16 protein-coding genes and 1 pseudogene are annotated in these 20650 nt (G+C 72.9%); 11 read left to right on the forward strand and 6 right to left on the reverse strand.

Features of this window, described 5'->3' with window-relative positions; all coding sequences use genetic code 11:
- The first annotated feature begins 4 nt into the window (after positions 1–4).
- The 3 genes from fxsT to O7620_RS06310 all read left to right on the forward strand — a co-directional run bounded on the left by fxsT (position 5) and on the right by O7620_RS06310 (position 6081).
- Positions 5–3835, forward strand: a complete 3831-nt coding sequence (gene fxsT, locus O7620_RS06300; RefSeq protein ID WP_278122265.1) for an FxSxx-COOH system tetratricopeptide repeat protein — start codon at positions 5–7, stop codon at positions 3833–3835.
- Positions 3836–3846: 11 nt separating this feature from the next.
- Positions 3847–4848, forward strand: coding sequence for a hypothetical protein (locus tag O7620_RS06305; RefSeq protein WP_278122266.1), 1002 nt, complete (start codon positions 3847–3849; stop codon positions 4846–4848).
- A 99-nt stretch (positions 4849–4947) separates the two neighbouring features.
- Entirely contained in the window at positions 4948–6081 is a 1134-nt protein-coding gene (locus tag O7620_RS06310; RefSeq protein ID WP_278122267.1) for a hypothetical protein, read from the forward strand.
- Here O7620_RS06310 and O7620_RS06315 read toward each other — a convergent pair.
- Positions 6016–8166 carry an AAA family ATPase gene (locus tag O7620_RS06315; protein ID WP_278122268.1) on the reverse strand — a complete coding sequence of 717 codons (2151 nt, stop codon included), beginning with the start codon at positions 8164–8166 and terminating at the stop codon, positions 6016–6018. The two genes, O7620_RS06310 and O7620_RS06315, sit on opposite strands and share 66 nt — an antisense overlap.
- A gap of 332 nt (positions 8167–8498) precedes the next feature.
- Between O7620_RS06315 and O7620_RS06320 the strand changes: the two genes are divergently transcribed.
- From O7620_RS06320 to O7620_RS06340, 5 genes are all read left to right on the forward strand, one after another.
- Positions 8499–10370 (forward strand): RyR domain-containing protein, encoded by a 1872-nt coding sequence (locus tag O7620_RS06320; RefSeq protein ID WP_278122269.1) that lies wholly within the window; start codon positions 8499–8501, stop codon positions 10368–10370.
- Positions 10367–10879, forward strand: coding sequence for a hypothetical protein (locus O7620_RS06325; RefSeq protein ID WP_151490675.1), 513 nt, complete (start codon positions 10367–10369; stop codon positions 10877–10879). Before O7620_RS06320 ends, O7620_RS06325 begins: the two co-directional genes overlap by 4 nt.
- 202 nt (positions 10880–11081) lie before the next feature.
- Positions 11082–11747 carry a hypothetical protein gene (locus O7620_RS06330; RefSeq protein WP_278122270.1) on the forward strand — a complete coding sequence of 222 codons (666 nt, stop codon included), beginning with the start codon at positions 11082–11084 and terminating at the stop codon, positions 11745–11747.
- Between the two features lie 212 nt (positions 11748–11959).
- The gene (locus O7620_RS06335; protein WP_278122271.1) at positions 11960–12514 is read left to right on the forward strand and encodes a hypothetical protein; all 555 of its coding nucleotides are present in this window, start codon (positions 11960–11962) and stop codon (positions 12512–12514) included.
- Between the two features lie 57 nt (positions 12515–12571).
- Positions 12572–14362 (forward strand): gamma-glutamyltransferase family protein, encoded by a 1791-nt coding sequence (locus O7620_RS06340; RefSeq protein ID WP_278122272.1) that lies wholly within the window; start codon positions 12572–12574, stop codon positions 14360–14362.
- A gap of 6 nt (positions 14363–14368) precedes the next feature.
- Here O7620_RS06340 and O7620_RS06345 read toward each other — a convergent pair.
- From O7620_RS06345 to O7620_RS06360, 4 genes and pseudogenes are all read right to left on the reverse strand, one after another.
- A pseudogene (locus tag O7620_RS06345) lies at positions 14369–14819 on the reverse strand (response regulator transcription factor).
- Positions 14816–16063, reverse strand: a complete 1248-nt coding sequence (locus O7620_RS06350) for a histidine kinase (protein WP_278122273.1) — start codon at positions 16061–16063, stop codon at positions 14816–14818. Before O7620_RS06350 ends, O7620_RS06345 begins: the two are co-directional and overlap by 4 nt.
- Before the next feature lie 5 nt (positions 16064–16068).
- Positions 16069–16521, reverse strand: a complete 453-nt coding sequence (locus O7620_RS06355; protein WP_151491418.1) for an ABA4-like family protein — start codon at positions 16519–16521, stop codon at positions 16069–16071.
- A complete protein-coding gene (locus O7620_RS06360; protein WP_278122274.1) occupies positions 16518–17444 on the reverse strand; it encodes a hypothetical protein in 927 nt (308 codons plus the stop codon). The genes O7620_RS06355 and O7620_RS06360 overlap by 4 nt, the downstream gene beginning before the upstream one ends.
- Before the next feature lie 166 nt (positions 17445–17610).
- On the opposite strand from O7620_RS06360, the gene O7620_RS06365 reads away from it, so the two are divergent.
- Positions 17611–17856 carry a hypothetical protein gene (locus O7620_RS06365; RefSeq protein ID WP_278122275.1) on the forward strand — a complete coding sequence of 82 codons (246 nt, stop codon included), beginning with the start codon at positions 17611–17613 and terminating at the stop codon, positions 17854–17856.
- Positions 17857–17866: 10 nt separating this feature from the next.
- Here the strand turns inward: O7620_RS06365 and O7620_RS06370 are convergent, their stop codons facing one another.
- Positions 17867–19111, reverse strand: coding sequence for an MFS transporter (locus O7620_RS06370; protein ID WP_278122276.1), 1245 nt, complete (start codon positions 19109–19111; stop codon positions 17867–17869).
- Between the two features lie 82 nt (positions 19112–19193).
- On the opposite strand from O7620_RS06370, the gene O7620_RS06375 reads away from it, so the two are divergent.
- Positions 19194–20078 carry a LysR family transcriptional regulator gene (locus O7620_RS06375; protein WP_278122277.1) on the forward strand — a complete coding sequence of 295 codons (885 nt, stop codon included), beginning with the start codon at positions 19194–19196 and terminating at the stop codon, positions 20076–20078.
- A gap of 86 nt (positions 20079–20164) precedes the next feature.
- Complete coding sequence (locus O7620_RS06380) at positions 20165–20647, forward strand: PrsW family glutamic-type intramembrane protease (protein ID WP_278122278.1); 483 nt, start codon at positions 20165–20167, stop codon at positions 20645–20647.
- Positions 20648–20650: the final 3 nt, after the last annotated feature.

A 20650-nucleotide genomic window follows, 5' to 3' on the forward strand; every position in this document is an offset into this window, starting at 1 on the left:
ACCGATGAACATCAGCAGGGACGAGACAACGGGTGTCGCCACGATCGTCTCGTTCGTGTCACCCGCCGACGACACCGGCCGCAGCAGCGCGGTGGCCAACGTCGCCTGGATCCTCGCCGGCAACGGCAAGAAGGTGCTCGCCGTCGACTGGTGCCCGAAGACCCCTCGGGTCTACGACTTCCTGCGCCCGGTCCAGGTGGACGCCGTCGCGGCGGACCAGAGGCTGGGCGAGGAGCTGGCCGCCGTGCTCACCCCCGCGACGGACGCGCCGCCGGTGCCGCCCGCGACGGTGATCGCGCCGGTGGCGCCCGAGCAGGGCATCCTCTACCGGTACGCGGTGTCCGGCTCGACCGCCACGTTCAGCATGGTCGGTCTCGGCGCCAGCACCGACGGCCTGCCCACCGGGGATGCCGCCCGGATCCGGCAGCTGCTCCAGCAAACCGACTACGACTACGTCCTCATCGACGCCCCGGTGGACCTGAGCGCGCCGGGCATCACCCACAGCGCGGTGCTCAGCGACGTCGCGGTGGTCTGCATGCCACCTCGTCGGCTGTCCGTGCAGCACGCCGCGGGGCTCGCCAAGGAGTTGCAGCAACGGGCCACCGGCGGGATCCGGGTGCTGGCCGCGCCGACCCTGCACGAGTTCCCCGAACCGGGGCACGGTGGCTCCCGCGACTACGTCCGGCAGGCCTTCGCCTGGCTGCTGGAGAAGCCGGCCGGCGACGCCCCCGGCCCCGCCCCGGCGGGAATCGTGGAGGTACCGGCGCACAGCTACGACACGTTCGACGACGTGCTGTCCGTCCTCGCCGACGAGCCCGACGACGCGAACAGCCCGCTCACCGCGTACGAGCGGATCACGGAGTGGATCACCGGGGGTGAGGTGACCCGGGCGGTGCCGGTGCCGGCGCGGATCCGCCGGCGCTACCGGCACGCGGTGCTGCTGGAGCCGGCGGAGAACCTCGGCGACATCGCGGTGGCGTACGACCCGGTCGACCGGCCCTGGGCGGACTGGATCGGCGGGCAGTTGCGCCGGGCCGGCGTCCGGTCCCACCTGTGGGCGGTACGCCCCGGCGCGCAGCCCGACTTCGGGCCGGAGACGACCGTGCTGGCGGTCCTCTCGCCGCATCTCGCGGAGACGGCCGGGACGTCCCTGGCCGGGCTGCGCCCGAACGACGCCGACCTCTCGGCGGAGGTGCTCGGCGTACTGGTGGCCGGCGAGGCGTGGCGGGAGCCGTTCGGCCCCGAGCGGGTCGTCGACCTGCGCGCGGCCGACGCCGTCCGGGCCCAGTCGCTGCTGCTGAGCCAGCTCGGTCTGATCGCCCCCGCGCAACCCGCCGGCGACTTGCGCAACGTGCCGCGCTTCCCGGCGGAGGCGGACCGGCGGGTGCGGTTCAACGTGCCGCCGCGCAATCCGTCCTTCGTCGGCCGGGACGACTATCTGGAGCGGCTGCGCGACCACCTCACCAGCGAGGACGGCCCGGTGACCCTCACCGGTGGGGCGGGGGTCGGCAAGAGTGAGCTGGCTCGGGAGTTCGCCCACCGGTTCGCCTACGACTACGACGTGGTCTGGTGGATCCCCGCCCAGGATCGGGAGACGGTGCAGACCGGGCTCGGGGCACTCGCCAACGAGATCAAGGCGGTGGACAGCACGGGGGCGGCGGAGGCCGCGCTGAAGGCGCTCTCCGCGGCCGACGGCGCCTTCCAACGCTGGCTGCTGATCTACGACAACGCCGACGACGCCGACGTGCTGACCGGCCTTCGGCCGCGTGACGGCGCGGGACACGTCCTGATCACCTCGCGGGACGACGGCTCCTCCGGGCTGCCCTCCCCACTGGAGGTCGCCGCCCTGACCGGCGACGAGAGCGTGGCGATGCTGCGCCGGGTGCTCGGCATCAGCACCGAGGACGCCCGGTCGATAGCGGTGGCGCTGGAGCACCTGCCGCTGGCCCTGCGCCTCGCGACGGCCTGGATGCGCCAACGCGCCCTCGGCTTGGAGCGTGGCGGGGTGCCCAGCCTGGAGGCGGTGGGCCAGGGTGTCCGGGAGCTGCTGGCCGCGCTGGACGGCCAGTCCGACGAGGATCTCGGTGAGCGGATTCCCGGATCGCACACCTCCAGCGTGGCCCGGGTCCTGCGGATCACGCTGGAGGCGCTGCGGGCCACCCCCTTCGGCGAGCTGGCCATCCGGCTGGCCGAGCTGAGCGCCTTCCTCTCCCCGGAGGGCATCGGGCTGCCGCTGTTGCGGTCCACCTCGATGCTGACCCAGCTCGCCGCGGCGTCCGGCTGGGACGCGGACGAGCTGCTGGTCGACGCCGGTGAGGTGGACCTGGTCCTCACGGTCGGCGCCCGCTTCGCGCTCTACGACGTCGACTGGGGGCACGGGTCGGCACTGCGGATGCACCGCGCCATCCAGGTGCTGCTGCGGGGGGCTGTCCCCGAGGCGGAGCGGTGCGAGCGGCACCGGCAGGTCCTGCGGGGCCTCGCCGGCTACGCCCCGACCGACCCGGAGGCCGACGACAACCGCTACGCCCCCGTGTTCGACGAGTTGCAGCAGCACCTCATCCCCGCCGGCGCGCTCGAGTCCGACGACCGGGCGGTCCGGCACTGGGTCGTCAAGCAGGTGCGCCACCTGTACCTGTCCAACGACAGTGACGCCTGGCGTTCGGCGCTGCTGCTGGCCTCGGCGGCGTGCGAGCGGTGGGACGACGGCGACGAGATCGACCAGTTGACCATGCGGATGTTCGTCCAGACCGCGAACCTGCACCGGGCGCTGGGCAACTACCAGGAGGCGTTGGACCTGGACGAGCGGGTGCTCAGCGAGCAGCGCCGCCGCTACGGCCTGCGCCACTTCCGTACCCTGGTCGCCGGCCGCGGTCGCGGCGGTGACCTGCGTGGCCTGGGTCGATTCGAGGACGCCCTGGTGGAGGACCAGGCCACCTTCAAGGGCTTCCGTGAGTTGGTCGGCGACGACCACCCGAACACCCGGATGGCGGTGAACAACCTCGGCATCTCGTTCCTGCTCACCGGTGACGCCCCGGAGGCCCTGCGACTGGCCCGCCAGGAACGGGATCGCCGGATGCTGCTGTTCGGCCCGGAGGACCCGCGGACCTGGCGGGCGTCGTGCCAGGTCGGCACGTGCGAGCGGGAGGTCGGCGCGTACGACCTGTCGCTGGCCACCCTGCGGGAGGCCCTCGCCCGCATTCACGAGCTGCCCACCGGGAGCCTGCTCGACGAGTTGCGGATCAACCGCAGCCTCGCCGTCACCGAGCGCCGCCTCGGGCTGACCATCCCGGCCAAGAAGCGCAGCACCGAGACGTACAGCGGCTACGTCAAGAACCTCGGCGAGGACCACCCGCTCACCCGGGGCAGCCTGCTCAGCCTGGCGACCGACTACTACCGCGCGGGCGATGCCGGGATCGCCGTGAAGAGCGCCATGCGCTGCCTGCGCGGCTACGAGCGGAAACTGGCGCCGGGGCACCCCTTCACCGCGGTCTGCTCGGTCGATCTGGGCCTGTTCCAGCGCGGCATGAAGGAGTTCGACCAGGCCGTCTGGTACGGCGAGCGCGGTCTGCGCTCACTGCGGGCGAAGCTCGGCGACGCGCACCCGTGGACGCTGGCGGCGACCACCGCCCAGGCCGGGCATCTGGCCGCCCGCGGCGACGTGGACGGCGCGCTGCCCATGCAGGAGGAGGCGCACGGGGTCGCCCTGCGCTACCTCGGCCGCTCCCACCCGGTGACCGTGGACGCCGCCGCCAACCTCACGGCGATCCGCGCGTTGCGCGATGGCACCCCGGGCGCCGCGCTGACCGACACCGACATCGACGTGCCGCAGAGCTGAGGGAGTGACCGGTGACGGATCCGGAGTTGCGCGACGCCCTGGTCGAGGAGACGGCCGAGCAGGACGTCCCGGGTTTCCTCAAGAAGCGGGACCTCTGCCGGGGGCTCCTGCTCAGCGGCTGCGGCGTCTACCACGTCGCCCACTACACCACCGGCGTGCTCGACTTCGCGTTGGACGTGTTCGCCCACCCGTCGGCGCCGCCGCCGGACGACGAGGCGGACCCGTCGCAGCGCCGCGACGCGTACCGCCGCGTCGGCGCGCAACTGGTGTACCGGGCCAGCGAGCTGAACCGCCGGCTGGGGGAGTTGCACACCGGCGCGCTGATCCGGACGGTCGTGCAGACCCGCACGGGTCTCGTCTTCTGCAACTCGGTGGTCGGCAACGAGCACGTCGTCGGCTTCGCCGCCGTACCGGGGGCGGACGCCGAGGCGGTGGCCGACCCGAGCCGGGTGAGCGTGGTCGACCAGGCCGCCGCGCACCTCGCCACCGACCTGCGCCGGCTGCTGCGGCAGCAGTCGCAGAATCCCGGCGGCTGGGATGCCGACCCGAACGGCGAGCCGGCACCGGCCGTCGCGTCGGCGGACGACTTCCAGCCCCATCGGACCGGGTCGACGACGCTTGACGGGGCGGTCACCGCGGCGCTGCACCCCGGTGGCCTGCACTACCTGAGCCATCACCGGATGGGTGACCAGGCGTGGGCCGTCGACGTCCTCGGCCACCCCGACCTGGACCAGTTCTTCAACCGGGGGGTCACGGTGGCCGATCGGCGGGACCGCTACCAGCGCCTCGCCGGTGACCTGTCGTTGCTGGCCCTGCAGGTAGGTCGGGATCTGCGGCGGGCCGTCGCCGGGGACGTCACCCGGCTGGTGCTCGACGTGGAGATGGGCGCGGTCTACTACTACCGGCTCTCCCCGGACGACTACCTGGTCGGCGTCACCCTGGAACAGGATTCGGTCGCAGTCGCGGACGCGGAGATGGCGACGGTGGCGCGACGACTCTCGACGGCGGGCTGAACCGCCGCGCCGATCCACGCGGTTCGTGATTGAGACGGTCGGCCGGTGCCGATATCCTCATTTCGGATCAACGGGGTTCGACGTGTCGGTTGGGTGGCCGTGACCGTACTGGCGAGATCAGCGGCCGTGGTCGCCGCCGCCCTGGCCGGGCTCATCGTGGCCTGGGCCGGCGACGTGTACGGGCTCGAACGCGCCCCCGCGTACCTGCTGCTCGCCTCCGTCCTGTTGGCGGTGGGCCTGGTCAGCAGCACCCGGGACATCAGCTTCGCCGAGGTTCGCGCCCACCTGCGCACCGTGCTGCTGGCCGTCACCGTCGGTGTGGTCGCCAAGGCCGCGCTCATCGCCGGGGTGATGGTGCTGGTGTTCCGCGATCCCGCGTTCCTGGTCCTCGGTGTGGCCGTCGCACAGATCGACCCGCTCGCGGTCGCCGCGATGAGCCGCCCCGACCGCACCTCCGCCCGGGCACGCTCGATCCTGTCCATCTGGGCGTCCTTCGACGACCCGATCACCGTGCTGCTCACCGTCTACGTCTCGGCGTTCGCCCTGGACCTCAGCGGAGGTGACGGTGGCGCGCTCGCCGGCGCGATCAGCGACCGGCCTCTGGAGCTGCTGATCGACCTGCTCGCCAACGTGGCGTTCGCCGCGGCTGCCTGGCTGCTGTGGCGGCTGCTCCGAGCGGCCGGCCTCGGCGGGGACACGACCGGTCCTCGGGTCCGTGCGGCGCTCAACTGGCTGGCCGTGGCGCTGCTGATCGCGCTGGTCCTGTTGGCCGCCTGGCAGTTCCTCATGCTCGGCCTGGCGGTCGCCGGGCTCTTCTTCCGACCCCGGCTCGGCCCCGTCGTCGGCCGGTCCACCCAGGCGGCGTACCTGGTCGCCACCTTCCTGCTGGGGCTGCTGCTGGTGAACGGCGTCGACGTCGTCCCCGGTGTGGTGCTCGGGCTGGCGGCCGTGGCGGCGCAGCTGGTGGTGTCGGTGCCGATCACCCGTGGCCTGCCCACGGTCGACCGGCGCTACCTCGCCTGGGGGCAGCAGAACGGCATCACCGCCGTGATCCTCGCCCTCGTCCTCGAACAGGACTTCCCCGGCACGGTGGGGATCGTGGCGACAGCCATCGTGGTCATCAACGTCGTCCACGCCCTGGCCACGGCGGTGCTCGACCGGCGACGCTCAGCCGGCCACCAGCAGCTGACGGACGCGACCGCCCAGCCCGTCGAACACCGACCGCGCCTGTGACCAGGTGCGCGAACGCTCGGCCAGGTCCGTGCCGTCCTCACCGCCGGCGCCGGAGGCGGCGAGCCCGCTCAGGGTGTCCAACTGGAACAGCGGCAGATACTCGGCGATCCCGTCGTACGTCTCGCAGAGCAGGTCCAGCCGTTCCAGGTCGGTCGGTTGGGGGTTCGTGCGGTGGCCGTCGTACCACTGCTCGACCCCCTCCCGGAACGCCTCGATGAGGCGGCGGAGGACCACCGACGTGCCGACCGCCCGTTGCACGTCCCGGGAGCGCAGCAGCGACCGCAGGGCCTGCCCGCCGTCGGCGCCCCCGACGGTCGCCACCCGGTGCGGGGCGAACGCGTCGCGCAAGCGCCGCTCGAAACCGGTGAGCTGATCCAGCGCGGCGATGGCCTCGACGAACACCCGCGCGACCCGCCCCGGCAGCGGAGGCGGGGCCCCCGTCGCCGTCTCGTGCCGCTCCGCCACGACGCCGAGCCGCCCCGCCGGGCGCAGCTCACCCCGGATCTCGTCGAGCTGGTACGACAGATGCTCGATGGAGCGTTGGGTGTTGCTCTGCTGCCGGTGGATCCGCTCGACGCGCTGGCGTACCGAGGTCATCGCGTCCGCGCCGATCGCCTGTTCGAGTCGGCGCATCAGGGCCTTGACGCTGCCGGACAGATCCTCGGCGAACGACTGCGGATCGTGCACGATCGGTTCGACGCTGAACATGCCGGCGAGCTCGGCGGCGAACTCCGCGGGCAGGTGACCGACGACGACGAGGATCACCTCGCTGTCCGGGACGGCCGCTCGGATCGCGACGACGCGCCGGTTGAGGTCGTCGACCTCCTCGGCCTTGAGGACCGACTCGCTGAGCAGCACGCAGCAGCCGGCGTTGCGTTCCTCCAGGGGTATCCAGAAGTCCACCGGCAGGTCGCGCATCGACCCGACCAGGTGATCCCGCTGGTACGACCAGCCGTCCTGGGTGAGCACCCGCCGCACGTCCGCGGCGACGTCCTGCCGGTTGGCCAGGTCGAACTGGACCCGCACCACCTCGCGGACCATGACGTGGGTGACGGGCGTGCCGGCCTGCGCGGCGCGCTGGAAGAGGTGGTAGCAGAGCCGGATCACCCGCCGGGGCACCCCGTCGGCGAGGTTGGCCAGGTATTCGGTGGTCTCCACGGTGAACGGCGCGAGCCGGGCCTCGCCGAACGCCCGAAGCTGGGTCTGTCGGATGAACGTGCGGACGTCCTCGCCGCGCAGCGCCGACATCCGCACGATCGGCCCGATCCGCTGCCGCACGTCGGCGCTGAGCAGGTGCAGCATGTCGGGCAGCCCGGCGATCACGAGGAGGGCCCCGGCGGAGGTGAACACCCCGAGCAGCCGTTGCAGGCGGGCCATCGTCTCCGGGCCGGGCCGGCCACCCGCGGTGAGGATCTTGTCGAGTTCGTCGAGGACCAGCACGAAACGGTCGTGTCGTCGACCGTGCAGCAGAGCCAGCACTCCCATCGCCTCGACGGCGGTGGCCTCCACGTCCGCGCTGGGAGTCACGCCGGCGGCGATCAACGGCGGGCCCGGCGGGTGACCCGACAGCCAGTCCCAGGCGGCCGCCTCGGTGCTCGGGTCGAGCAGCATCGCCAGCGCGGTGCCGAAGGCCGGGTCGGTGGTGACCTCCGCGAGGTCCGCACGCAGGCGCCGGACCACCTCCTCCGTCGAGGAGGCGAGGCCCCCGGGGCCGGGCAGGTATGCGGTGAGCAGCTCACGCACGGTGTCGCGGGACAGCCGGGTCAGGAACCGCCGGTGCAGGGACAGGAAGGTGTCACCCGGCGCGTCCAGGTAGATCGCCTGCCCGGCGGCGCCGGTGACCCGACGGGCGTGGGCCAGCAGCTCGACCGCGAGGTGGGTCTTGCCGGTGCCGTAGTCACCCACGAGGGCGACCACGGCGCCGTCGCCGGTGCGCAGGTAGTCGTCGAGCTGGTCGGTCGCGTCGCGGACGGCGGCGGTGATCACCGTGCTCGCGCCCGTGCCCTGCTCGGTCACCCGGGCCACTGCCGTCGGCGAGAAGGGATTGACCGGGCCCGTCGCCGGTGGACCTCCGATTGCGTCCATCTCCGTGATCCTCCGGTAGCTCCGGCCTGGGCCCCAGGTGTCGGGGGACCGAGGCCGAGCCACTCGTGCGCCCCCTCCGGCCCGTCTTGCAATCGTAACCCTCGGTGGCTAGCCAGGTGGGCCCGTACGGACCTGCCGACTCCGCTGTTCACCTGCAAAAAGAGCCGATCAGCCGGGGTGCCGATGGGCCGGTCGGATCGACTGCGTCGAATACGATGCGGGGTGGCCCGGCCCCGCCGAATCGCGGGCTGGCGCCGCACGGACGGTGGGCATTGGCCCTCCACCGGGCGACACTGGTGCGACGACGGTCCCGCGGACGAGGGAGTTGGTCGATGACGGGTCCGGTCCCCGGCGCGTACCGCCCGGCCGGAAGGGCACTGCGGATGGTCTTCGCGGTGATCGGCCTGCTCGCGCTGGTGCTCGGCTACGTCGGCTTCGACCTGCTGCTGCGGGCCGAGCCGGGCGGCGGCTACGACCTGTACGACGTCATCTACTACGACATCCAGCTCTTCGTGCTCGGCGCGGAGCCGTTGCAGGATCCCGGCCCGTACCCGTGGCAGTTGCAGGTCGCCCGGTTCGCGGCCCCGTTGTTCACCCTGCTCGCGGTGGTGGAGGCCAGCCGGCTGCTGCTGGCCGCCGAGATCCGCAGGTTGCGCGCCCGGCGGGCCCGGGGGCACGCGGTGGTCTGCGGTGACTCCCAGTTCGCCCACATGCTCGCCGACCGGCTCTTCAGCGAGGGTGAGCGCGTGGTCGTGGTGCGCGCCGAACCGTTCGGGCCACTGGAGTACCGCCGACGCCGCTACCTGGGGGTCACCGGCGACCCGGCGAGCCCCGAGGTGCTGCGCGGCGCCGGTCTGCCGCGCGCCCACACCGTGTACGCCTGCACCGACGACGACGACCGCAACCACGCCATCGCCAACGCGGCGAGCCGGCTGATCCAGGACCGGCGGCAACCGGCCCGGGTCTACGTGCAGGTGCACGACCCCGAGATGTGCCTGTCGTTGCAGGCTCGACGGCTGGGCGCGGCCGGTTCCAGCCGGCTGCGACTGGACTACTTCCACGTCGACGACGTCGCCGCCCGGGCCCTGCACCGGCACCACCCCCTGCCCTCCTCGACGGAGCGACCGGTCCGGATCCTCATCGCCGGTCGGGGCAGCTTCCGCCGCGCCGCGCTGGTGGCCAGCGCGCGGCACTGGCAGCTGCGCCAGGCCGAGGCGCCGGCCGACCGGCCCGTGCCGCCGTTGCACGTCGACCTGGTGGCCCCGGACGCTACCGTCGAACGGGAGCTGGCGACCGCCCGGCACCCCTTCCTGCCCGCCGCCTGCGAGGTGCGCGCGTACGACCTGGACCTCGACGGTCTGGTCGAGTCGGGCATGCTGCGCCACGGCTACGACCGGCTCTACGTCTGCGCCGCGGACGAACGCAACGGACTCCAGTTGGCGTTGGACACTCCGGCGCTCTGGCAGCGGGCGGAGAGCACCGTGTTCGTTCCGGTGTACCGGCAGGCGGCGCTCGCGGCCGCGTTCCACGGTGACCGGCGGCACGACCTGCTCGACGAGGTGCACGGCCGGCTCCAGCTGTACCCGGTGCTGACCCGGGCCTGCGACGCCGAGCTGATCGCCGAGGATCTCACCGAACGGCTGGCCCGCCAGATCCACGACAAGTACGTCCAGTCGCAGGTGCGCGCCGGCGTACGCCTGGGCTCGGCGCCGGCCATGGTGGACTGGGCCTGGCTCCCCGAGTCGTTGCGCCGGGCCAACCGCGCCCACGTGCAGGACATCGCCGCGAAGCTGCTGAGTCTCGGTTGCGTGGTGGCGCCCCGGCACGGCCCCGCCGCCGGCCGGGGGGACCCGGGCGCCAGCCGGGTCATCGACGACCGGATCGACGAGTTGGCCCGGCTGGAGCACGAGCGATGGTGCCGGGAGCGACGGGGGGAGGGCTGGGTGTACGGCGAGCCGCGCGACGACGCCTGCCGCTGGCACCCCGCGCTGCGGCCGTGGGACGAGCTGGCGCCGGACGTCCAGGAGATGAACCGCAACGAGATCCGGGCGCTGCCGGAGGTGTTGTCCGACGCGGGTTTCGAGATGATCCGACTGACCGCCGCCGACCCCGACCGCTCCGCCCGTCCTCCCCGGCAGGCCGGCGGCCCGGACGACTCCCCGCGTGCGTCGGGCGGCGCGTCGGGGGAGAGGATCGGCGGATGACGCTGGACCCGCGGCCGGTCCGGGTGGGCATCACCGGGCACATCAACCTGACCCCTGCCACCGAACGGCTCGTGTACAACGCTCTGCGTACCGAGTTGCGCCGGATCAGCGAGCGCCCGGTGCGGGGGGTCACCTGCCTGGCCGCCGGTGCGGACCAGATCTTCGCGCGGGCGGTGCTGGCCTCCGGCGGCGCGTACGAGGTGGTGCTGCCGGCACCCGACTACCGGGAGCGGGCTATTCCCCTGGCTGGCCGAGCCGCCTTCGACGACCTGCTCGGCCGGGCCGGCGAGGTGATCCACACCGGGTTCCGGCACTCCGGCACGGCGGCGTACGTGGCCGCGAACCGGGAACTGCTGCGCCGGGTGCACCGGTTGGTGGCGGTGTGGGACGGGGAGCCCGGCTGCCACGAGGCGGCGACCGACCGGACCGTGGGCTGGGCCCGGCAGCGGCACATCCCGACCACCGTGCTGTGGCCGCCGGGCGCGCGCCGGACGGCGACCGCGGGCTGAGCACGCCGGCTGTGGTCGGGCCGGCCGGGCAACGTTACTCACCGCCACTATCGATCATGAAACGGCCGCGCCACCGCCGGCTACCAGCAGACTTCGTGTGTCCTGGGACACACTCCGGCCGTGAACCCCAAGGTCTCATGGTCACGTTCCTCGGGTAGTGCTGGAACATTCTGGTCGGATCTGCGGCGAAGGAGATGGCATTATGTTGAGCGAGGCCGAACACCGTGAAGTGGAAAAAACTTACAAGAAGGAGGAAAAGCATCTAGTTCGAGCCTGGTCGCTGCAACCCCCAGAAACCCTGAAGCGCTGGAAACTGGCTGCGCAGGCGAACCGCGACACGCGGCGCTGGAGCATGTGTCACAGCGCGGTCCGACTGCAAACTTTTCTTCCTCTGAAGATGCGCATCCAGGGTCTGAAAGATCAGTGCCGGGACGACCCGAGTCTCCGTCCGACCCTGCAAGAGCTGGGCATTGAGGCGAATCAGCCCCCGGTGGCTGCTCCCGCCCCGCAGCAGCCTCCCCTGGTGGCCGCCGCGCCGCCGTCCGCTCCGGGCCACAGCCTGCCGAGCCTGTCGGAGGCCCTGGGGCCTTTTGCCCGCAAGCCGCACTTCGGCCTGTCGGCGGAGGCCTGGGCGGCCCGGCGGCAGGAGTACGGCGCGGTTCCCGGAGGCATGCCGGCAAGCCATGGTCCCGGACCGTCGGGATATGCCGCCGCCGTCCCCGGGCAGTATTATGAGGCTGCGGGGCTGCGCGCGGTGGGAGCGCACGGCCGGGGTCACGGAAGCACGCCGAACCCGCCTGCGGGATGGCATGAGAGCCACTTCGGGATGTCGTCCAGCACCTCACGGGGCAATCCAGGTAGTCGCTGACCCGTCTAAAGAGCGCGGATACCCCATCTCCGCCAGGGCCAGGACCCATCCTGCACGCGGGAAGAGGGGCTGCGACGGGGGAGGGTGCGGGAAGCGGCTCTCCGACCAGATCGGCCGCCGCCCGGTCATCCTTGCCGCGCTGATCCTCTCCGTCGCCGCCGACGCCATCTTCCTGTTCGCTGTGGACCTCGCGATGATCGTCGTGGGGCGGGGTGCTCGCCGGCCTCTCGGCCGCACTGATTATCGGGCTGGCGACCGCGGCCCTGGCCGAGTTGATCGACCCGCGGCACCCGAAGCGGGCCACCACCGTGTCGATCTTCGCGAACCTGGGCGGTCTCGCCGCCGGCACCCTGCTGGCCGGGATCGTGTCGGACGTGGCACCCGACCCGCTCCGGCTGCCCTGGGTCATCGTGCTGGCGCTGGCGCTGGCCCTGATCGCGATCATCGCGGTGCGCGGCGTACCGGAGCTGGTCATTAGCGCCGCGGTCCTCGGCGTCGCGTCCGGGGTGGCGGTCGGCGACGGCATCGCCACGATCACGATGAGGACCGCTCCGCAGCACCGGGCCGAGACGGTGTCCACCTTCTTCGCCATCCTGTTCGCCATGCTCGGCGTGCCCGCCGTCGGGGTCGGCCTGCTGATCCAGACGAACGGTCTGCGTCCCGCCGGCGAGATCTTCAGCGTGGTGGTGGCGGTGCTCGCGCTGGGCGTCCTGCTCAGCCTCTCCCGAGGCGGGTCGGGCCGGTCCGAAGCGCGTCCCGCCAGCTGACTGCGGGTAGCGTGCCACCCGAGTCCAGCCCGGGCGGCAACCGTGCGAGGTGTTGTCATGACGTTCACGACCAGACCGACGTTGCAGGGCACGTTCGGCATGGTGTCCTCGACGCACTGGCTCGCCAGCCAGTCGGCGATGGGCGCCCTCGAACGCGGAGGCAACGCCTTCGACGCCGCGGTCACCGCCGGGTTCGTCCTGCACGTCGTCGAACCGCACCTCAACGGGCCCGGCGGGGAGGTGCCGGCCATCGTGGCGACCGCGCAGGACCCCACCCCGAAGGTGCTGTGCGGCCAGGGGCCGGCGCCGGCCGGTGCCACCATCGCGCACTTCCGGTCCCTCGGGATGGACCTCATCCCCGGCGCGGGGCCGCTCGCGGCGGCCGTACCCGGCGCGGTGGACGCCTGGCTCCTGCTGCTGCGCGACCACGGCACGCTCTTCCTCGCCGACGTGCTGGAGCCGGCGATCGACTACGCCGGGGCCGGCCACCCGTTGCTGGGCCGGGTCGGTGACACGGTGGCCGCCGTACGCCCGCTGTTCGAGGAGCACTGGCCCACGTCCGCGCAGCTGTGGCTGCGCGGCGGCAGCGCGCCGGCGGCGGGGGAGCGGTTCACCAACCCGGCGTACGCGCGCACCCTGCGCCGGCTCGTCGACGCCGGGCGGGCGGCCGGCGCCGACCGGGAGGCGCAGATCGAGGCCGCGCGCCGGGCCTGGAGCACGGGTTTCGTCGCCGACGCCATCGACCGGTTCAGCCGGCAGGCGTTCCAGGACTCCAGCGGGCGCCCGCACGCCGGCCTGGTCACCGGCGACGACCTGGCTGCGTACTCGGCGACCTGGGAGGCGCCGGCCACTCTCGACTGGCACGGCTACTCGGTGGCGAAGACCGGCTTCTGGGGGCAGGGCCCCGTGCTGCTGCAGACACTGGCGGTCCTCGACGCGCTCGACGACCCCGGCGCGTACGACCCGGCGACCGCGGCCGGCATCCACGCCCAGGTCGAGGCGCTCAAGCTCGCCTTCGCCGACCGGGAGGCCTGGTACGGCGACGGCGCGGACGTGCCCGCCAAGGCGCTGCTCTCCCCGCGGTACGCGCGGGAGCGGGCCGCCCTGATCGGTGCGGAGGCGTCGGTGCGGCTGCGGCCGGGGCGCCCCGACGGGGCGCAGCCGCGCCTGGCCGCCCACGTGCGCCCCGGCGCCGGCCGTCGTGCCGTCGCCCCGGACGCGACCACCGGGGAGCCGACGGTGCGCTCCGACGGGGTGACCCGGGGGGACACCTGCCACGTGGACGTGGTGGACCGCTGGGGCAACATGATCTCGGCGACCCCGAGCGGCGGCTGGTTGCAGAGTTCGCCGACGATCCCGGAGCTGGGCTTCCCGCTGGGCAGCCGGTTGCAGATGTTCTGGCTGGAGGAGGGCCTCGCCTCGTCGCTGGCGCCGGGCCGCCGGCCGCGGACGACGCTCAGCCCGACCATGGTGCACCGCGACGGGGAGCCGATCCTGGCGTGCGGCACGCCCGGTGGCGACCAGCAGGACCAGTGGCAGGTGCCGTTGCTGCTGCGTCATCTCATCGACGGCCAGCCCCTGCAGGAGGCGATCGACGCGCCCGCGTGGCACACGCTCAGCCTGCCCGGGTCGTTCTATCCGCGCGAGATGGAGCCCGGCGTCCTCATGGTGGAGGACCGGCTCGACGAGGACGTGGTGGCGGCTCTGCGGTCGTACGGGCACGAGGTGCGGCTCTCCGACGCGTGGAGTCTCGGTCGGCTCTGCGCGGTGACCCGCGACCCGGCGACGGGGGTGCTCGCCGCCGGGGCGAACCCGCGCGGCATGCAGGGCTACGCCTGCGGTCGTTAGCCCGCCTCAGACGCCGCGCGCGAACAGGGCCAGGCGTACCCGGTTGGGGCTGTCGGTCTTGGTCATCAGGCTGGTGATGTGGGTCTTGACCGTGGTCACACCGATGTGCAGCCGGTCGGCGATCTCGGTGTTGGACAGGCCCTCCGCGACCAGGGCCAGCACGTCCCGTTCGCGGGCGGTGAGCCCCTGCACCGGTCGCGGCGTCTCGGCGCGGGCGTGCACCGCCCGCTGGACGAGGCGGTGCAGCACCTCGGGGCTGAACGGGCTGTCGCCGAGGGCGGCCCGGCATGCGCAGGTCCATGACGACGACGTCGGGGAGGAGCCGCGCGGCGAGGGTGATGGCCTCGCGGCCGTTGTCGGCCTCCCCGACGACCTCGATGTCGGGTTGCGCCTCGCAGAGCATGCGCAGGCCCGCGCGGATCAGGTGCTGGTCGTCGACCAGCAGGACGCGGATCACGCCGGCTCCGGTGCGGGCGACCCGGCGGTGGCCTCGCGGTCGCGGGGCACCGACCGGGCCGACGGCTCGACGGTGGGGGTCAACGCCGGGAGGACGGTCCGCACCCGGAACCCCGTCTCCGTCGGGCCGGCCTCCAACCGTCCGCCGAGGACCTCGACGCGCTCGCGCATGCCGGTGATGCCGTGGCCGCCGCCGGTCGGCACCGCCGTCGGCAGGCCGGTGCGGCCGTCGTCCGACACCTCCCAGTGCACGGCGCCGTCGCGGACGGCGACCACGAGGCGCGCCAGCGCGGAAGGCCCGGCGTGCTTGGCCACATTGGTCAACGCCTCCTGGGTCAGTCGCAGCACCGCCAGGCCCCGTACGGCGTCGAGTGCGCCGACCGCCGGATCGATGTCGGCCTCCACGGTGACACCGGTCTGCCGGGCCCGGTCGACCGTCGCGCCGAGCGCCGCCGGCAACGCCGACGGGTCGATGGCGGTCAGCGCCGCGTCACCGCGTACCCCATCGGGGTCGCGCAGCACCGCGACCAGCCGGCGCAGCTCCGCGAGGGCCGCGGTGCCGGTGCCGTGCACGTCGTCGAACACCGCGCCCACCCGGGGGTCGAGCTCGGGGAGCACGTGCCGGGCCACGCCGACGCGCAGCACCATCGACGCCACGTGGTGCGCGACGACGTCGTGCAGCTCGCGGGCGATGGCGCTGCGTTCGTCGGCGCGCGCCGCGCGGCTTTCCGACTCGTGCTGGCGTTGCTCGGCCACCGCCCGCTCCACGGCCTGCCGACTCAGCTCCCGGTTGGTGCGGATGACGAGGCCGAGCAGCACCGGCACACCGACCTCCAGGGCCAGCCCGACGGCACCGGAGGCGACCTGGCCGAGCGGGTTGCCGATCGAGTCGGTCAGGTCAACCACGACGAGCAGCGCCGCGGACAGCCAGATGGTCCGGTGGCGGCGCGCCCGCATGGTGACCTCGAGCAGGGCCCAACTGGCACCCACCTGGTTGATCGTGAAGTCGTCGACCAGGCCGATCGCGACCGCCAGCAGGGTGGCCTGCGCCGCCAGGTTGACCAACGGCCAACGATGCACCGCCAGCCCCACGGTGAACGCGAGCACCGCGAGGATCCACTGTGTCGGCGTCGGAGCGCTGGTGGCGTGGGGGACGAAGAGCAGGTAGCCCACCCCGGCGAGATCGAGCAGCACCATCCGCACGAGCGCGTCCCGCATGTCGAACAGTCGCCCCGGCCAGCCCACGGTGGTCAGCCTAGGTGCTGCGGGCCGGTGGTGGCGGCCGGCGACCTGCGCCACCGGCCCCGGACCGCGAGGTACGCGGCCAGACCGAGCGGCCCGAGCAGGATGGTCAGCAGCAGCACCGGAGCCATGACCAGCGCCGGCACCCCCCGTTCCCGGCTGTCCAACCAGGCCCACCGCCCGACGAACAGGTCGAACGCGATCATGTGTGCCCAGCCCGCCGCCGCCCCGTCGGACGTGCCGAGCAGGTCCCGCACCCCGGCCAGGGTCGGCGAGGCCACCGCCGGCAGCACGTCGCCGAACGCCGGGAGCACCAGCAGCGCGTAGATCAGCACGACCGGCAGCACGATCAGCGGCGAGGCGATGATGCGTGCGGTCCACGACCAGCGGGGCAGCAGGATCATCAGCGCCCAGAACGGCGCGGCCACCGCGAACGTCAGGGAGAACAGCGTCGCGGTCATGCGGCCAGCGCCAGTTGCGGGCGGCGCGGGCGGGCCAGCACCAGGCCGGTGGCGGTCGCCGTCGCGACCACCAGGGCCGCGACCACGGCCAGCGTGAGGGCGTCCGGCCGCAGCAGCGGCTGTCCGCGCAGGGCCTGCCAGGTCAACACCACCGTGAGTACGCCGTACGCGCCGCCCGCGACGACCAGCAGCCGGACGCGGGCGCGCTCATCGAGCCGCGTGGCGAACCGGGTCAGCAGGATCGCCAGGATCGGCAGCGCCTGGAGGGCGTGCAGCCCCACGAAGTGCCCGATCCGCAGGTCGCCACCGGTGGTGCTCCAGCCGACCACCGGCAGCCCCGGTCCACCGTCGGGCACACCGACGCTGTGCGCCCCGCCGATCCCCTCGATCCCCGGGTCCTGCATCGGCAGCGCCATCGGCACCGCCGCGAGCATGCCCAGCAGGGACAATCCGAGCCCCCATCCGACGGCGGTCGCGGCGACCCGGTCGGGGATCCGGCGGATCAGGACCACGAGGCCGATGACGAGGTGCGCGACGAACAACACCATGATCGCCGCGCCCATCGCCGCGAACAGCGCGGTGTTCAGCGGGGTGCTGGCGTTGAAGTGGCTGGTCTGGCCGCGCAGCACCTGAGCGACGATCCACGCGTTCTCGACGACCGCCACCGTGACGATGACCGTGACCGCCGTCTCGGCGACCCGGCTACGCCGAGGCAACAGGGAGAGCATCCAGGCGAGCGTCGCGCCGTACAGCACGAACGACACCGCGAACTTGAACGGCTTGAGCCAGATCGGCGCCCCGACGAGGACGCGCGGATCGACGAGGACGCCGACCGCGGCGACGACGGCGAGCACCGTCATCACGGAGACCAGGGCCATCAGTGGGCGGTTCCAGTGTGTCGCCCGGTGCAGAACGGTAGTCATGTCTGTAGATGCTCGTGGCCGTGCCCGCCGCTCGCGTCCGACCGGAAGCCCCGCCTGCGGCCGCCGGTCGGAGCGGGCCTCCTCCCTGGGTAGGAGACGGAAACCCGTCGAGGTCCGCCGCCGGTGCTGGCACAATTGCCGGCCTCTGGTCAAGGGGCTGCCCCGGGTGACCCGCTTCCGTGCCGGCGCGTCGCGGTTCAGCATCGTCGACCCGTCGGGCAACACCATCGAGCAGGCGATGGCGCTGGCCGCGCTGATCGAGCTGTCGGTCGCGTTGGGCAAGACCGGCCAGGTGCCCGAGTGGGGCGCCCGCCTCCGCGCGCTGACGGTGACCGAGCCGGAGCGTACGCAGGTCGCAAGCTTCGTCGCCGACCCGGCCCTCCTCGAATCGTGGTGGCGCGACCCGCGCTGAGCGCCCCCGGTCAGCGGGTTGCGGTGCTGCGGCGGAACAGCGCCGTCACGCCGGCGAGCACGACCACCAGCAGGCCGGTGAACCAGTTCATGACCGTGAGGGTGCTGACGCTTCGGGTGGCGACCCCGATGCCGATGGCCGGCAGACTCATCCCCAGGTAGGCGATGAGGAACAGCCCGGCCAGGGCCTCGCCGCGCTTGGCGGGTGCGGCCATCGCCGCGACGGTGCCGACGGCGGCCTTGAACAACACGCCGGCACCCATGCCGGCGACCACACCGCCGACGAGGAACGCGGTCAGGCTGGCGACGTGCATCCCGATCAGCAGGGTCGGCACGCCGAGCGCCTGGGCGAGCAGCCCGAGCCGCACCTTCGCCGGGGCGGCGAGCCGGTTGGTGAGGGTCTGCGCCACGGCGGCACCACCGAACACGGCGAACACGATCGCGCCGGCCAGGGCACGCGACGGCAGGTGCAGGACGCCGGAGACGAAACTCGGGGCGACGGAGGTGAACAGGCCGAACACGGCGAACGATGCGAACCCGGCGGCCGCCGCGGCCACGTACCCGGCCGGGTCGCCATGGTCGGCGCTGATCCGCTGCGGCCGGTAGGTGGGCTTGACCAGCCGTTCCTCGACGGTCTCCGGGGTCAACGCGACCGCCACGATGCTCGCGACCAGCAGCACGGCGAACACCAGGTAGGGGGTGCGCAGCGGCGCGTGGACGTACTGGGCGAGGACGCCCGCGACCAGCGCGCCGACGCCGAGGCCACCGATGTTGGCGGCGGTGGAGACCACCTCGAAGCGCTGCCGGGACGCGTCGGGCCGGTGCGCGGCGTGCAGCTCCTGCAGGTACGCGGTGGCGGTCGCGGTGATCATGCCGATGCCCAGTCCGCTCACCAGGCGGGCGACCAGCAGCACCGGAAGTGACGGATCGCCGAGGAACAGCGCGGCGGCGACCAGCTCCAACGCCAGCGCCGGAATGAGGATCTTCTTGCGGCCGATCCAGTCCGAGACGTGCCCGGCGAGCAGCAGACTGATCACCACACCCACCGCGTACGCCGCGAACACGATGGTGACCATGAACGTGGAGAAGCCGTCCCGGGCCATGTAGAGCGGGTAGAGCGGGGTCGGCACGGTGCAGAACGCCATCGCGGTCAGGAACGCCAGGGCGATCACCCAGAAGCCACGGCCGTGGCGGCGGGACGTCCCCTCGGTGCGGTGGGGCGCGGCGGGGCTGGGGGACAGGGTCGACAACGACATGACCCCACTGTCGCCCCACCCAAGCATCACGTCCAACGAAAGTTGACGCTGGCAACGATCGCGATGAGTGATACTTGATGGTGTGGAACTCCGCCAACTCGAGTACTTCGTCGCCGTGGCCGAGGAGCAGAACTTCACCCGCGCCGCCGCCCGCCTGCACGTCGTCCAGTCCGCCGTCTCGGCGGCGGTCAAGACCCTCGAACGCGATCTGGGCGCGCCGCTGCTGGACCGCAACTCCAAACGCGTACTCCTCACCGACGCCGGCGCCGCCCTGCTGCCGCGCGCCCGGATCGCCCTCGACGCGGCCCGCGACGCCCGCGACGCGGTCGCCGAGGTGCACGGCGGCCTCCGTGGCACCCTGCGCATCGGCACGATGACGTCGACCAGGCTCCTGCGTCTGCCCGCCCTGCTCGGCGAGTTCCACCGCCGGCACCCCGGGGTGCTGCTGCACACCAGCGTCGCCCCGCACGGCTCCCAGGGCCTCATCGACGCCCTCACCGAACGCCGGCTCGACCTGGCGTTCGTGTCCCTGCCCGGCACACCCCCGGCGGAGATCCACCTCACCGAACTGGCCCGCTCGGTCCTCGACCTCGTCGTGCCGGACGACCACCCGCTCGCCACCCGCGAGGCGGTCACCCTCGGCGACATCGCCGGGCTGGACTTCATCGACTCCCCGGTCGGGTACGGCAACCGTTCCGTGACCGACCGGGCGTTCGCGGCCGCCGGACTGACCCGACGCGTCACGATCGAGATCCCCGACATCGCCACCGGCGCCGACCATGTCCGGCACGGCCTCGGCGTCGCCCTGCTGCCCCGCTTCGCCGTCGCCGACGCGCAAGGCGTGCGTCTGCTGACCGTCACCGACGCCGACCTCGACTGGACGGCGTCGCTCGCCACCCCGGTGGACCGTCCGGTGGGAGCCGCCGCCCGTGCCCTGATCAGCCTGACGGCCGAGTTCCTGCCCTGACGCCGCCGCCCTGCTGGCCCCGGGCGATCCCGGCTTCACGGTCGACGACGACACCCTGGTGGTGACCGAACGCTTCCGGCTGGTGCGTGTCGGTTGAGCGTCATCCGGGCCGCCTGCCGTACGCGTGTGGGATCGTCGCGCCCCCGCGCGGAGTCGGACGAATCTCGGCACCGTGGCTGGTCTTCGGCGTGGCCGCCGGGATGGGTTTCGCCGCGCTGGAGACGATGGGGTACGCCTTCACAGCGCTGCTGAGTTCTCAGGGCAACATCGGGGCGGTCGAGCAGACGCTGTTCATCCGCGGGCTGACCGCGCCTGCCGGTCACACCGCCTGGACGGGGCTCACCGCCGGTGCGCTGTGGGCGCTGCTGGCCAGCCCGAGCGTCGGACGGCTGTTCGGGTTCATCGGCACGTTCCTGGGTGTCGTCGTGCTGCACACCCTCTGGGACACGTTCTCCGGCTCGCTGGTCTTCGTCGTGTTGGCGATCATCAGCATCGGCTGGTTGTTCTGGACGCTGCACCGTTACAAGACCTTCAGCGACCAGGCGGTGGGGCGGCTCCAGCCCAGCTGACCG

Origin of the sequence: Micromonospora sp. WMMD710, assembly GCF_029626045.1 — a bacterium.
Taxonomy (GTDB): domain Bacteria; phylum Actinomycetota; class Actinomycetes; order Mycobacteriales; family Micromonosporaceae; genus Micromonospora.

Bases quoted from the DNA above. Each gene is read 5' to 3' on its own strand.
- fxsT (WP_278122265.1), top strand. From the start codon at position 5: ATGAACATCAGCAGGGACGAGACAACGGGTGTCGCCACGATCGTCTCG.
- O7620_RS06315 (WP_278122268.1), bottom strand. From the start codon at position 8,166: ATGGACGCAATCGGAGGTCCACCGGCGACGGGCCCGGTCAATCCCTTC.
- O7620_RS06320 (WP_278122269.1), top strand. From the start codon at position 8,499: ATGACGGGTCCGGTCCCCGGCGCGTACCGCCCGGCCGGAAGGGCACTG.
- O7620_RS06325 (WP_151490675.1), top strand. From the start codon at position 10,367: ATGACGCTGGACCCGCGGCCGGTCCGGGTGGGCATCACCGGGCACATC.
- O7620_RS06330 (WP_278122270.1), top strand. From the start codon at position 11,082: ATGTTGAGCGAGGCCGAACACCGTGAAGTGGAAAAAACTTACAAGAAG.
- O7620_RS06340 (WP_278122272.1), top strand. From the start codon at position 12,572: ATGACGTTCACGACCAGACCGACGTTGCAGGGCACGTTCGGCATGGTG.
- O7620_RS06355 (WP_151491418.1), bottom strand. From the start codon at position 16,521: ATGACCGCGACGCTGTTCTCCCTGACGTTCGCGGTGGCCGCGCCGTTC.
- O7620_RS06360 (WP_278122274.1), bottom strand. From the start codon at position 17,444: ATGACTACCGTTCTGCACCGGGCGACACACTGGAACCGCCCACTGATG.
- O7620_RS06370 (WP_278122276.1), bottom strand. From the start codon at position 19,111: ATGTCGTTGTCGACCCTGTCCCCCAGCCCCGCCGCGCCCCACCGCACC.